The sequence below is a fragment of the Polaromonas sp. LjRoot131 genome (assembly GCF_964252805.1).
Classification (GTDB): Bacteria; Pseudomonadota; Gammaproteobacteria; order Burkholderiales; family Burkholderiaceae_C; genus Polaromonas.
In genome coordinates this window covers 180938-193267 of record NZ_CAXUPF020000005.1, presented here as the reverse complement: position 1 = coordinate 193267, position 12330 = coordinate 180938, and the positions used below count along the sequence as shown (strand labels likewise).

Annotated in this window: 12 protein-coding genes and 1 tRNA gene; 10 read left to right on the top strand and 3 right to left on the bottom strand. The window is 63.0% G+C overall.

What is annotated here, in order from left to right; all coding sequences use genetic code 11:
- The first annotated feature begins 33 nt into the window (after positions 1–33).
- The 3 genes from ACSQ27_RS21135 (at position 34) to ACSQ27_RS21125 (ending at position 1331) form a co-directional block, all read left to right on the top strand.
- Positions 34–645: a glutathione S-transferase N-terminal domain-containing protein gene (locus tag ACSQ27_RS21135; protein ID WP_007868077.1), complete on the top strand. Its 612-nt coding sequence runs from the start codon at positions 34–36 to the stop codon at positions 643–645.
- 41 nt (positions 646–686) lie between these two features.
- Positions 687–1244 carry a ClpXP protease specificity-enhancing factor gene (locus ACSQ27_RS21130; RefSeq protein ID WP_436157453.1) on the top strand — a complete coding sequence of 186 codons (558 nt, stop codon included), beginning with the start codon at positions 687–689 and terminating at the stop codon, positions 1242–1244.
- A gap of 11 nt (positions 1245–1255) precedes the next feature.
- A tRNA-Thr gene (locus tag ACSQ27_RS21125) sits at positions 1256–1331 on the top strand.
- 122 nt (positions 1332–1453) lie between these two features.
- On the opposite strand, the gene ACSQ27_RS21120 is transcribed toward ACSQ27_RS21125, so the two are convergent.
- Positions 1454–1771: a hypothetical protein gene (locus ACSQ27_RS21120; protein ID WP_436157452.1), complete on the bottom strand. Its 318-nt coding sequence runs from the start codon at positions 1769–1771 to the stop codon at positions 1454–1456.
- 50 nt (positions 1772–1821) lie between these two features.
- Here ACSQ27_RS21120 and ACSQ27_RS21115 point away from each other — a divergent pair, with 50 nt between their 5' ends.
- The 5 genes from ACSQ27_RS21115 (at position 1822) to ACSQ27_RS21095 (ending at position 8534) form a co-directional block, all read left to right on the top strand.
- On the top strand, positions 1822–2814 hold the full coding sequence (locus ACSQ27_RS21115; RefSeq protein ID WP_436157451.1) for a M23 family metallopeptidase: 993 nt from the start codon (positions 1822–1824) through the stop codon (positions 2812–2814).
- A gap of 213 nt (positions 2815–3027) precedes the next feature.
- Positions 3028–5793: a preprotein translocase subunit SecA gene (gene secA, locus ACSQ27_RS21110; RefSeq protein WP_436157450.1), complete on the top strand. Its 2766-nt coding sequence runs from the start codon at positions 3028–3030 to the stop codon at positions 5791–5793.
- Positions 5794–5853: 60 nt separating this feature from the next.
- Positions 5854–7095 (top strand): bifunctional glutamate N-acetyltransferase/amino-acid acetyltransferase ArgJ, encoded by a 1242-nt coding sequence (gene argJ / locus ACSQ27_RS21105; RefSeq protein WP_436157449.1) that lies wholly within the window; start codon positions 5854–5856, stop codon positions 7093–7095.
- A gap of 6 nt (positions 7096–7101) precedes the next feature.
- Entirely contained in the window at positions 7102–8076 is a 975-nt protein-coding gene (locus tag ACSQ27_RS21100; RefSeq protein WP_436157448.1) for an ATP-binding protein, read from the top strand.
- The gene (locus tag ACSQ27_RS21095) at positions 8073–8534 is read left to right on the top strand and encodes an NUDIX domain-containing protein (protein WP_436157447.1); all 462 of its coding nucleotides are present in this window, start codon (positions 8073–8075) and stop codon (positions 8532–8534) included. Before ACSQ27_RS21100 ends, ACSQ27_RS21095 begins: the two co-directional genes overlap by 4 nt.
- A 7-nt stretch (positions 8535–8541) precedes the next feature.
- Here ACSQ27_RS21095 and ACSQ27_RS21090 read toward each other — a convergent pair whose 3' ends face one another.
- Positions 8542–9195: a lytic transglycosylase domain-containing protein gene (locus ACSQ27_RS21090; RefSeq protein WP_436157446.1), complete on the bottom strand. Its 654-nt coding sequence runs from the start codon at positions 9193–9195 to the stop codon at positions 8542–8544.
- A gap of 31 nt (positions 9196–9226) precedes the next feature.
- Positions 9227–10969, bottom strand: coding sequence for a proline--tRNA ligase (locus tag ACSQ27_RS21085; protein WP_436157445.1), 1743 nt, complete (start codon positions 10967–10969; stop codon positions 9227–9229).
- A gap of 123 nt (positions 10970–11092) precedes the next feature.
- Between ACSQ27_RS21085 and ACSQ27_RS21080 the strand changes: the two genes are divergently transcribed.
- Both ACSQ27_RS21080 and ACSQ27_RS21075 read left to right on the top strand, forming a co-directional pair.
- Positions 11093–11794, top strand: a complete 702-nt coding sequence (locus tag ACSQ27_RS21080) for an RNA pyrophosphohydrolase (protein ID WP_436157444.1) — start codon at positions 11093–11095, stop codon at positions 11792–11794.
- Positions 11791–12312, top strand: coding sequence for a CNP1-like family protein (locus ACSQ27_RS21075; RefSeq protein ID WP_436157443.1), 522 nt, complete (start codon positions 11791–11793; stop codon positions 12310–12312). Before ACSQ27_RS21080 ends, ACSQ27_RS21075 begins: the two co-directional genes overlap by 4 nt.
- The last annotated feature ends 18 nt before the right edge of the window (positions 12313–12330 follow it).

Here is a 12330-nt window from a genome sequence, read left to right as displayed (position 1 = left end):
TATCCACTCCTTTGTATTTAGGAGTTCCGCACCATGATGGTCCTTTATTCAGGCACAACCTGCCCCTTCTCGCACCGTTGCCGCTTTGTGTTGTTTGAAAAAGGCATGGACTTCGAAATCCGCGACGTCGACCTGTACAACAAGCCCGAAGACATCAACGTGATGAATCCCTACGGCCAGGTGCCCATCCTGGTCGAGCGCGACCTGATCCTGTATGAGTCGAACATCATCAACGAGTACATCGACGAGCGCTTTCCGCATCCGCAACTGATGCCCGGCGACCCGGTCGACCGTGCGCGCGTCCGCCTCTTTTTGCTGAACTTCGAGAAAGAGCTGTTCGTCCACGTCAGCACGCTGGAATCGCGCGCGTCCAAGGGCAACGAAAAGGCGCTGGAAAAGGCCCGTTCCCACATCCGCGACCGCCTGACGCAGCTGGCCCCGATCTTCCTGAAGAACAAGTTCATGCTGGGCGACAATTTCTCCATGCTGGACGTGGCCATCGCGCCCTTGCTGTGGCGCCTCGATTACTACGACATCGACCTGTCGAAGAATGCCGCGCCGCTGCTCAAATATGCCGAGCGCATCTTCTCGCGCCCGGCCTATATCGAAGCACTGACGCCGTCCGAAAAGGTCATGCGGAAGTAATTCCATCGCCCGATTTCCGGACAAGCAGTTTGGCTGAATTCATGAACGCCCTGGACGCCACGTCGACGCGACCTTACCTGATAAGGGCGCTGTACGACTGGTGCACCGACAACGGCTTCACGCCCTATGTGGCCGTGTCGGTGGATGACACCGTCCAGGTGCCGCGCGAGTACGTGAAGAACAATGAAATCGTGCTCAACATCAGTTTTGACGCGACCTCGTCGCTCAAGCTGGGTAATGATTTCATCGAGTTCAAGGCCCGTTTTGCCGGCAGTGCCCGGGAAATCATGGTCCCCATCAGCCATGTGATCGCCATCTATGCCCGTGAAAACGGGCAGGGCATGGCTTTTCCCATGGTGGTGCCCGCTGCCGCCGGCCCGGTTTCCGGTGCCGAGGCGGGGAGCGATGCCGGCTTGACGGCCCCTGCGGCTGCGCCGGCTTCCGCGCCGGCACAGCACAGTCCGGTGGCGGATGGACCCGAGGGCAAGATCATGCAATTGGTCCCGGACAGCGCACCCGATGCGCAAGACGGCGGCCCCGACAACCCTGAACCTCCCAAGCCGCCGCGCGCGCGGCCTTCGCTGAAACGGGTCAAGTAAAATAGCCTTGCGCCGCTTTAGCTCAGTTGGTAGAGCAACCGCCTTGTAAGCGGTAGGTCGTCAGTTCGATTCCGACAAGCGGCACCATTTCCCCACGATTCTTGCCTTCCCCATGCAACGTGGGTACCATACGCTACCAATTTTGTAGCGAGCCACCAGGCAGGGCTTTATCTTTCATATCAGCGTGCCGTTATTGCAGAAGCTGGCTACTACTTTTTCCTTATTAGGATTTTGAGTCGGATTGAGGTAACCTTCCAACCTTTGCCTATAAGGCGGGTCTGGATCAAGGGGAGTAGTTGGCGGATTTTGGCGGCGGCCGCGTTGCCGTTGACCAGCAGACACCAGGTTTCGCCGTCGATGGGCCCGGCTTGGACCGCCGGGCGCAAGGCTTCGGGCAGCAGCGGTTCAATCGCCTTGAGCCTGTCACTGGACTCCTGGACGAGTTCGGTCAGCCGTGCCAGGGAGGGCGAATTCCCGGCGGCCTGGTACACGGAGAGCGCCTGTGGAAGGCGCCGGTCGGAAGTCATGTGGATGAGTGCGCGGCTTGGTGAGCGCAAGCTTTTAAAGAGGTAGACAAGTGCATTTGATTATCACGGATGCGTGGCTGGCGAAAAGCCGGGCCATTTATTTAAGTGGGACAAAACTGGTGCTGGCGGGCTTTGTCGCCGCGCTGGCGCTCATGCTTGTGGCCGCGGGCCTCTACCACTGGGTGTTCCTCAAGGGCGCCCGCGAAGGCTGGCCGGTCATAGGCTCGCTGGTCAAGCTGATGGTCAAGGACGAATTTGACCAGCGCGACCGTTTCATGCGTGAAAACCTCGACGTGATGGCCAAGCGGGTCGGCGAAATGCAGGCCAAGATGATGCAGCTCGAGGCGCTTGGCGAACGGGTGTCCGGCCTGGCCGGCGTCAATCCCAATGACATCAAGGTCGTGCCCGGCCGCGGCGGTGCACTGGTGGCCGGTCCCTCGCTCACCATGGAAGAGCTGCAAGCCACGCTGGCGGACCTGGACAAACTCACCGACCAGCGCGTCGACCTGATGACGGTGATGGAGTCGCGCCTGTTTGACCAGAAGATCAAGAAAATGATGGTTCCCACCCAGGAGCCGGTGGCAGGAGGCAACCTCGGCTCGCCTTTCGGCTGGCGCATAGACCCGATGAACGGACGCTCGGCCTTGCACACCGGGCTGGATTTCCCGTCCGAACCGGGCACGGCCATCCTGGCTGCCGCGGGCGGCGTTGTGGTCACGCAGGAATACCACCCGGCCTACGGCAATATGGTCGAGGTCGACCACGGCAACGAACTCGTCACGCGTTATGCCCATGCCTCGCGCGTGCTGGTCAAAAAGGGCGACCTGGTCAAGCGCGGCCAGAAGATCGCCGAAGTCGGCACCACCGGCCGCTCCACCGGGCCGCACCTGCATTTCGAGGTGCTGGTCCAGGGTGTTTTCCAGGATCCGCAGAAATTCCTGACCGCGGGGCAGAAACTGCCCGGGCCCATGGTGGCGTCGGCCGCCGCGCGGCCTTCCGCCCCCGCGCCGGTACAGCCCGCGCAGCTGCCGCGCCCCCACTAGACAGGGCGCACCTGCCATGCGCATGTGCATGGCTTTTCGCCTCCGATGGCGGTTTTCTCCCGGATAGCCGTGCGCCTCCCATGTCAGAGTTAAAATCAGAGGTTTGGGCCCAGTTGAACTCACTGATGGCGCCCACACCTAGGTTCCGTACTCAATAAGGGATTTCGGCCGCATTGCCAGCTCATGGGGAGCGGTCAAGGCGGCCTCGCATTTATGGCTTCCAACATCCTGACCAAAATTTTCGGCAGCCGCAACGACAGGCTGCTCAAAACCTACCGCAAAACCGTAGAACGCATCAATGCGCTGGAGACCCAGTACGAAACGCTAGACGACGACCAGTTGCGCGCCAAAACCGAGGAGTTCAAAACCCGGGTAGCGGCCGGCGAGGAGCTCGATGCCATTCTTCCCGAGGCTTTCGCGGTGGTGCGGGAGGGCAGCAAGCGTGTCATGAAGATGCGCCACTTCGACGTGCAGATGCTGGGCGGCATGTCGCTGCACAACGGCAAGATTTCCGAAATGCGCACGGGTGAGGGCAAGACCCTGACCGCCACGCTGCCGGTCTACCTCAATGCCCTGACCGGCAAGGGCGTGCACGTGGTCACGGTCAACGACTACCTGGCCAGCCGCGACGCGCGCTGGATGGGCAAGCTCTACAACTTCCTGGGCCTGACGGTGGGCATCAACCTGCCGAATATGTCGCGCGAGGAAAAGCAGGCTGCCTATGGTTCCGACATCACCTACGGCACCAACAACGAGTACGGCTTCGACTACCTGCGCGACAACATGGTCTACGAAGTGGCGGACCGCGTGCAGCGCGGCCTGAACTACGCCATCGTCGACGAGGTGGACTCCATCCTGATCGACGAGGCGCGCACGCCGCTCATCATCAGCGGCCAGGCCGAAGACCACACCGAGATGTACCTGGCGATGAACAAGGTCGTCCCCCTGCTGACGCGCCAGGAGGGCGAAGCCGACCCGCGCACCGGCGAAGGCGTGACCAAGCCTGGCGATTTCACCATCGACGAAAAAACCCACCAGGTGTTCCTGACCGAGCAGGGCCATGAGAACGCCGAGCGCCTGCTGTTCAACCTGGGCCTGATTCCCGAAGGCGCCACGCTGTACGACCCGGCCAACATCTCGCTGATGCATCACCTGTATGCGGCCTTGCGCGCCAACTTGCTGTACCACCGCGACCAGCACTACGTGGTGCAAGAGGGTGAAGTCGTGATCGTTGACGAGTTCACCGGCCGCCTGATGTCGGGCCGCCGCTGGAGCGACGGGCTGCACCAGGCTGTCGAGGCCAAGGAAGGCGTGCAGATCCAGGCCGAGAACCAGACCCTGGCGTCCATCACCTTCCAGAACTATTTCCGCCTTTACACCAAGCTGTCCGGCATGACCGGGACCGCCGACACCGAAGCCTACGAGTTCCAGGAAATCTACGGCCTCGAAACCACGGTGATCCCGCCCAACCGCGTGAGCCGCCGCGACGATCAGCTGGACCGCGTCTACAAGACCACGCGCGAAAAGTACGAAGCCGCCATCAAGGACATCCGCGAATGCTACGAGCGAGGCCAGCCCGTGCTGGTCGGTACGACCTCGATTGAAAACTCCGAGATCATCGACCAACTGCTGATCAAGGAAGACCTGCCGCACCAGGTGCTCAACGCCAAGCAGCATGCCCGCGAAGCCGACATCATCGCCCAGGCAGGCCGCCCGAAAATGATCACCATCGCCACCAACATGGCGGGCCGCGGCACCGACATCGTGCTGGGCGGCAACGTTGAAAAGCTGATCGAAGCGGTCGAGGCCGACGAGGCGTTGGATGCTGCCGCGAAAGAGGCGGAAATCGCCCGCCTGCGCGCGGTCTGGAAGGAAGAACACGAACAGGTCACCTCGCTGGGCGGCCTGCGCATCATCGCGACCGAACGCCATGAGTCGCGCCGTATCGACAACCAGCTGCGCGGCCGTTCGGGCCGCCAGGGCGACCCCGGCTCCTCTCGCTTCTACCTGAGCCTGGACGACCCGCTGATGCGCATCTTCGCGGGCGACCGCGTCAAGGCCATCATGGAGCGGCTCAAGATGCCCGACGGCGAGGCGATCGAGGCGGGCATCGTCACCCGCAGCATCGAGTCGGCCCAGCGCAAGGTCGAGGCGCGCAACTTCGACATCCGCAAACAGCTGCTCGAATACGACGACGTCGCCAACGACCAGCGCAAGGTGATCTACCAGCAGCGCAACGACATCATGGACGCCGCCAGCCTGCAGGCGCAGATCGCCTCGCTGCGCGAAGGCTGCTTCACCGACCTGGCGCGGCAGTACGTGCCGGCGGAAAGCGTCGAAGAACAATGGGACGTGGCAGGCCTGGAGAACGTGCTGCGCGAAGAGTGGCAGATCGAACTGCCGCTGCGCCAGGAACTGGACGCCGCCACCGCCATCACCGATGAAGAAGTGGTTGAAAAGGTCATCGCGGCCGCCAATGCCGCCTTCGCCGACAAGGTCGAAAAAATCGGCGAGGAGAACTTCACGCAGTTCGAGCGCGTGGTCCTGCTGCAAAGCATAGACAGCCATTGGCGCGAACACCTGAGCGCCCTCGACTACCTGCGCCAGGGCATACACTTGCGCGGCTACGCCCAGAAGCAGCCCAAGCAGGAATACAAGCGCGAGGCTTTCGAGCTCTTCGGCCAGCTGCTCGACAGCGTGAAGAACGAAGTCACCAAGGTCCTGATGACGGTCAAGATCCAGTCGGGCGAACAGCTCGAGCAGGCGGCCGAGGAGATGGAGAACCGCGCCGAAAACATCGCCAACGTCACCTACACGGCGCCCACCGAAACCGGCGGCGTGGAAACGACGGTGGACGAGGAATCGCAGCGCCGTGCGCCGGCCGTGCCGGTCGGTGACGTGCCCCGTGTGGGCCGCAACGATCCCTGCCCTTGCGGTTCGGGTAAAAAATACAAGAACTGCCACGGCCAGCTGAACTGAGCGCCGGCCCGAACTGAACGTTTTTCAAGCATCCCCACACTGGTTTTCCGGAGTCAACACATGCCCGTCAATCTGGTCGCCACGCCCGCCGCGGACCTCTATCCTGTTCCCGGCGTGCGCTGGGGCATCACCGAAGCGGGCATACGCAAGGCCAATCGCAAGGACCTTTCCGTGCTGCTGCTCGACGAGGGTGCGTCGGTGGGGGCGGTCTTCACGCAGAACCGCTTTTGCGCGGCGCCCGTGCAGATCTGCCGTGAGCACCTCGCCAAAAACGGCGGCCTGACGGCGGGCATACGCGCCATGGTCATCAACACCGGCAATGCCAATGCCGGCACCGGCGACGACGGCCTGAGCCGCGCGCACGCCACTTGCATCGCGCTGGCGCGCCTGCTGGACCTCGCGCCCGAACAGGTGCTGCCGTTCTCCACCGGCGTGATCATGGAGTCGCTGCCCAACGACCGCATCGCGGCGGGCCTGCCGGCCGCGCTGGCCGACGCGAAGGAAAACAACTGGGGCAACGCGGCTGAAGCCATCATGACCACCGACACGGTCGCCAAGGCTTTTTCCAAACGCATCAAGCTTTCGGGCGTCGAAGTCACCATCACCGGCATCAGCAAGGGCGCCGGCATGATACGGCCCAATATGGCCACCATGCTGGGTTTCATGGCGACCGACGCCTGCGTGGCCCAGCCGCTCATGGCGCAGCTGGCCCGGGAGCTCGCGGAGGGCTCGTTCAACCGCGTGACGGTGGACGGCGACACCTCGACCAACGATTCCTTTGTGGTCGTGGCCAGCAACAAGGCCGCTCACGCGCCCGTGACCTCGCTGGACAGCGCCGACGGCAAGGCCTTGCGCGCCGCCATGATGGACATTGCCCGGCAGCTGGCGCAGGCCATCGTGCGCGATGGCGAAGGCGCCACCAAGTTCATGACCATCCAGGTCGAAGGCGGCAAGAGCGGCGAGGAATGCCGCAAGGTGGCTTACGCGATCGCTCATTCGCCGCTGGTGAAAACCGCATTCTTCGCCAGCGACCCCAACCTGGGCCGCATTCTCGCGGCGGTCGGTTATGCGGGTATTGAAGACCTGGACCAGACGAAGATTGATTTGTACCTGGACGAAGTACTGGTGGCCAAAAACGGCGGCCGGCACCCCGGCTATGTCGAAGCCGACGGCCAGCGCGTGATGAAGCAAAGCGAGATCACGGTGCGCGTGGTGCTGGGCCGCGGCACGGCGGCCGACACCGTCTGGACCTGCGATTTTTCCTACGACTACGTCAAGATCAACGCTGACTACCGAAGCTGAGCCCGCATGAATGAGCAGTTTGAGCGCCTGATCGCCCGCGTCGAATCCCTGATGGCGCGGATCGAATCCGTGCTGCCGCAGCCGCTGGCCGCGCCGGACTGGAGCGCCTCGATCGCCTACCGCTACCGCAAGCGCAGTTCCGGCCACGGCTCACTGGAGCCGGTGCGGCACATCGGCAACATGAGCCTCGGTGACCTCAAGGAAATCGAGGACCAGAAGGAAAAAATCAAGCGCAACACCGAGCAGTTCGTGCTCGGCAAGCCTGCCAACAACGTGCTGCTGACGGGCGCGCGCGGTACCGGCAAGTCTTCGCTGATCAAGGCCTGCCTGAACGAGTACTCGCCGCGCGGCCTGCGTTTGATTGAAGTCGACAAAGCCGACCTGACCGATCTGCCCGACATCGTCGACGTGGTGTCAGGCCTGCCCGAAAAATTCATCGTCTTTTGCGACGACCTGAGTTTTGAGGAGGGCGAGCCGGGCTACAAGGCGCTCAAATCCATCCTGGATGGCTCCGTCGCCGCCGCCACGCCCAATGTGCTGATCTACGCGACCAGCAACCGACGCCACCTGCTGCCCGAGTACATGACGGAAAACCTCACCTACACCCGCAGCGAAGACGGTGAAGTGCATCCAGGGGAAGTCGTTGAAGAGAAGATTTCGCTGTCCGAGCGCTTCGGCCTCTGGGTCAGTTTTTACCCTTTCAGCCAGGACGAATACCTGACCATCGTTGCGCAGTGGCTTTCGTCTTTCGGCGTGAGCCCGGATGCGATAGCGGCGGCCAAACCGGCCTCCCTGGTCTGGGCGCTGGAGCGCGGCTCGCGCAGCGGCCGTGTGGCCTACCAGTTTGCCCGCGACTATGCCGGCCGCGACAGCGCCAGCCGGCCCGTGGCGGCACCGGCCATTGCCGCCTACGAGCGGCCGGGTGCTTCCGTCGCCGCGTCACCCGACGCCAGTGACCAGGCCCCGGACCATTCGACATGAGCGTGCTGGTCGCCGATGGTGAGCGCCCGCGTGAGGGCGGTGTGGACCGCAAGGTGGTCGATGTCGCGGTCGGCGTTTTGATCCGCCCCGATGGCGACTTCCTGCTGACATCCCGTCCTCCCGGCAAGGTCTACGAAGGCTATTGGGAATTCCCGGGCGGCAAGCTCGAGCAAGGCGAAAGCGTTGAAGCCGCGCTGCGCCGCGAGCTTCAGGAAGAAATCGGCGTGACCATAGGCGCGGTCCATCCCTGGAAGGTCGAGATGGTCGACTACCCGCATGCGCTGGTGCGCCTGAATTTCTGCAAGGTGTTCGAGTGGACGGGTGAGCTGCAGATGCACGAGGGCCAGTCTTACGCCTGGCAGTCGCTGCCGGTCAGCGTGGAACCCGTCTTGCCGGGCACGGTGCCGGTGCTGGCCTGGTTTGCCGAAGAACGGGGTTTTGCCGGCGCGACCTGTTGATCCGCCGCTAGCCTGTAAACACCCAGTTCTTGCTCGCCCCCAGCACCGCATCGGGGTAGGGCGACTTCCCGCGTGAGCCGTTGTAGCGGCCCAGGCCCAGAAAGAGGTCGCCGCGCTCCCTGTCCAGGTAGTGGCGCAGGATCACGCAGCCGAAGCGCAGGTTGGTCTGCATGTGGAACAGCTTGCCGGGGTCGCCGTCCCCGATCACGCGCGTCCAGAAGGGCATGACCTGCATGTAGCCGCGTGCGCCGACATTGCTGACCGCGAACTTGCGGAAGTTGCTTTCGACCTGGATCAGTCCCAGCACCAGCGTGGTGTCCAGCCCGGCGCGTTTGCTTTCATACCAGACGGTTTGCAAAAACTCCTTGCGGATCTGCCACTCGGGTTTTTTCTTCTTGAGGCGGTCGCTCATGGCACCCAGCCAGCGCAGGTAGGTCAGGCGGCTTTCAGTGTCCCTGAACTCAGGCACGGGCGGGGCCTGGTTGGCGATGGCCGAGCTCAGCGCGGTGCGCACCGAATCGATCAAGGGCTCTTCGATCTGCGCACCGGCGTGCGCCTGGCCCGCCAGCAGCAGCGGGCTGCAGGCGAAGGGCAAGGCCTGCAGGCAGCTTCGGCGGGAGAGGCCCTGCGCCTTGGCCGGGGCGGTACCGGATGCGGACATGGTCAATGAGCGCACGGAAACCATGGAAACGTCAAAGCGCCAGCTTTCCCTTGAGGAAGTCAAAGGCGCCGGCAACGTCTATCTTGCTGGAGGCCGCGTCGCGGCGGTGCTGGTATTCGAGTTGCCCGTCTTTCAGGCCGCGGTCGCCGATGGTGACGCGGTGCGGCACGCCTATCAGTTCCCAGTCGGCGAACATGGCACCGGGCCGCTCGCCCCGGTCGTCCAGGATCACGTCCACGCCGGCCGCGAGCAGTTCCGCGTAAAGTTTGTTGGCGGCCGCTTCGACTTCGGGAAAACGGTCGGGGCTGATGGGGCACAGCACCACGGTGAAGGGCGCAATGGCATCGGGCCAGATGATGCCGCGCTCGTCGTGGTTCTGCTCGATGGCCGCGGCCGGCAGGCGCGTGATGCCGATGCCATAGCAACCCATCTCCATGAATTGCGGCTTGCCGTTCTCGCCCAGAAAGGTGGCGTTCATGGCCCGGCTGTATTTGGTGCCGAGGTAAAAGACATGGCCGACTTCGATGCCGCGCTCGATCACCAGCGCGCCTTTGCCGTCCGGCGACGGGTCGCCCGCCACCGCGTTGCGGATGTCGGCCACCAGCTCGGGCTCGGGCAGGTCGCGGCCCCAGTTGACGCCCGTCATGTGGAAATCGGCTTCGTTCGCGCCGCACACCCAGTCGGCCATGGCGGCGACTTCGCGGTCGACCACCAGCTTGACGGGTTTCTTCAAATTCAGCGGGCCGAGGTAGCCTGGTTTGCAACCAAAGTGGTCTTCAATCTCGGGCAAGGTCGCGAAGCGGAAATCAGCCAGGCCCGGCACCTTGCCGACCTTGACTTCGTTCATCTCGTGGTCGCCGCGCAGCAGCAGCAGCCAGACCTGCGATTTCACGACTTTGCCGGTCTCGTCAAGTTCGTCGGTGGCCATCACCAGCGACTTCACGGTGGTGTTCAGCGGGATGCCCAGCAGTTCGGCCACGTCGGCGCAGGTGGCCTTGCCGGGGGTGGGTGTTTTGGTCATGGCCTGTGATGCCGGCTTGCGCGCGCCCTGGGGCGGCAGCGCCTCGGCCTTTTCCATGTTGGCGGCGTAGTCGCTGCCGGGGCAGTAGACGATGGCGTCTTCGCCGGTGGCGGCGATCACCTGGAATTCCTCGCTGAGGTCGCCGCCTATGGCGCCGCTGTCGGCGGCTACTGCGCGGTAGGTCAGGCCGAAGCGGTCAAAAATCTTGCGGTAGGCGGCCGCCATGACCTGGTAGCTGGCTTTGGCGCCAGCCTGGTCGCGGTCGAAGCTGTAGGCATCCTTCATGATGAACTCGCGCCCGCGCATCAGGCCAAAGCGCGGACGCCGCTCGTCGCGGAACTTGGTCTGGATCTGGTACAGGTTTTTCGGCAGCTGCTTGTAGCTCTTGATGTCCTGGCGCATCACGTCTGTGACGACTTCCTCGCTGGTCGGCTGGACGATGAAGTCGCGGCCGTGGCGGTCCTTGATGCGCAGCAGCTCGGGGCCCATTTTTTCAAAGCGGCCGGTCTCCTGCCAGAGTTCGGCGGGCTGGATCACCGGCATGGTCATCTCCACGGCGCCGGCACGGTTCATTTCCTCGCGCACGATGGCTTCGACCTTGCGGATCACGCGCAGGCCCATGGGCATGTAGTTGTAAACGCCGGCGCCCAGTTTCTTGATCATGCCGGCCCGCATCATGAGCTGGTGGCTGACGACTTCCGCGTCGGCAGGGGCTTCCTTGAGGGTGGAAATGAAGAACTGGGAGGCTTTCATGGGCGGTTTTCTGGGATTCCGGGTGGGAAAATTGGGGAAAAGGTGCTGCAGCCCGCCGTGCGCTTGGCGCTGGGGCCTTCGCTGTGCATAATGGACTCAGTTTAAAAAATTTGAGGTTTGATTATGCTTGACCGGGACGGCTTTAGGCCCAACGTCGGCATCATCTTGCTCAACCAGAGAAGTCAGGTATTTTGGGGCAAACGTATCCGTACCCACTCGTGGCAATTTCCGCAGGGTGGCATTGATCGGGGCGAAAATCCCGAGCAGGCCATGTACCGCGAGTTGCATGAAGAAGTGGGGCTGTTGCCGCAGCATGTGAATGTGCTGGCCCGAACCCGAGACTGGTTGCGCTATGAGGTGCCTGACCGGTTCATCCGCCGCGATGCGCGCGGACATTACAAAGGCCAGAAACAAATCTGGTTTCTCCTTCAGCTGGTCGGCCACGACTGGGACCTGAACCTGCGCGCCACCGACCATCCCGAGTTCGATGCATGGCGCTGGAACGACTACTGGGTGCCGCTGGACGTGGTGGTCGAGTTCAAGCGCGGCGTCTATGAAATGGCGCTGACCGAGCTCTCAAGGTTTGTCCCGCGCGTGGACAACCGGGCTGAGCCGCGACCCGACCATCGCAACCGCTACCTGCGCGGCGGCCTGCACCAGCGCGACCATGCGGGCCCGGCCGGCGAGGGCGGATTCCATGCCGCCGGCGAGTCTTTTCACGCCCAGATCAGGCCGGGTGCCTCTTTTGAGTTGCCGCCCGGCGCCACCTTTGAACCTGATCCGCAAACCAGCCTGGGTGCGGATCCCATTCTCCCAAAATCATGAAATTCACATCGGCCTTTCTGGCCTCGCTCTTCCTGATGGCGCTGAACGTCGCCGGCTCGGCACAGGCCCAATCCTATGTCCTGGAGGACCCCGCCGACTGGAAGGAAATCGAGACGCCGCCGCCGCCGGCGTTTGACGTCAAGAAACTGATCACGTTTGAGGTCTCGCCCAATTCCCAGCTGGTGTACGGCGTGGACCCGGCGGCCATCAGCATTTCCCAGAAGGACGGGATCGTGCGTTATGTCATGGTGGCGTCCAATGCCAGCGGCGCCCGCAATGTGATGTATGAAGGCATACGCTGCACGACCGGCGAATTCAAAACCTATGCGCGCCAATCGTCGGACGGGAAGTGGACTCACGTGAGCAATCCGGAGTGGCGTTCGCTGTTTGAGAACATGCCGTCCAAGCATGCCTTGCGCTTTGCCCGTGCCGGCGCCTGCGACAGCGCGGCGCCCGCGACCTCGGTCAACGTGCTGGTCAGCCGCTTGAAAAACCCGAATTTCCGGATGGCCGACTAACACCAGCCGGCTCGTCGG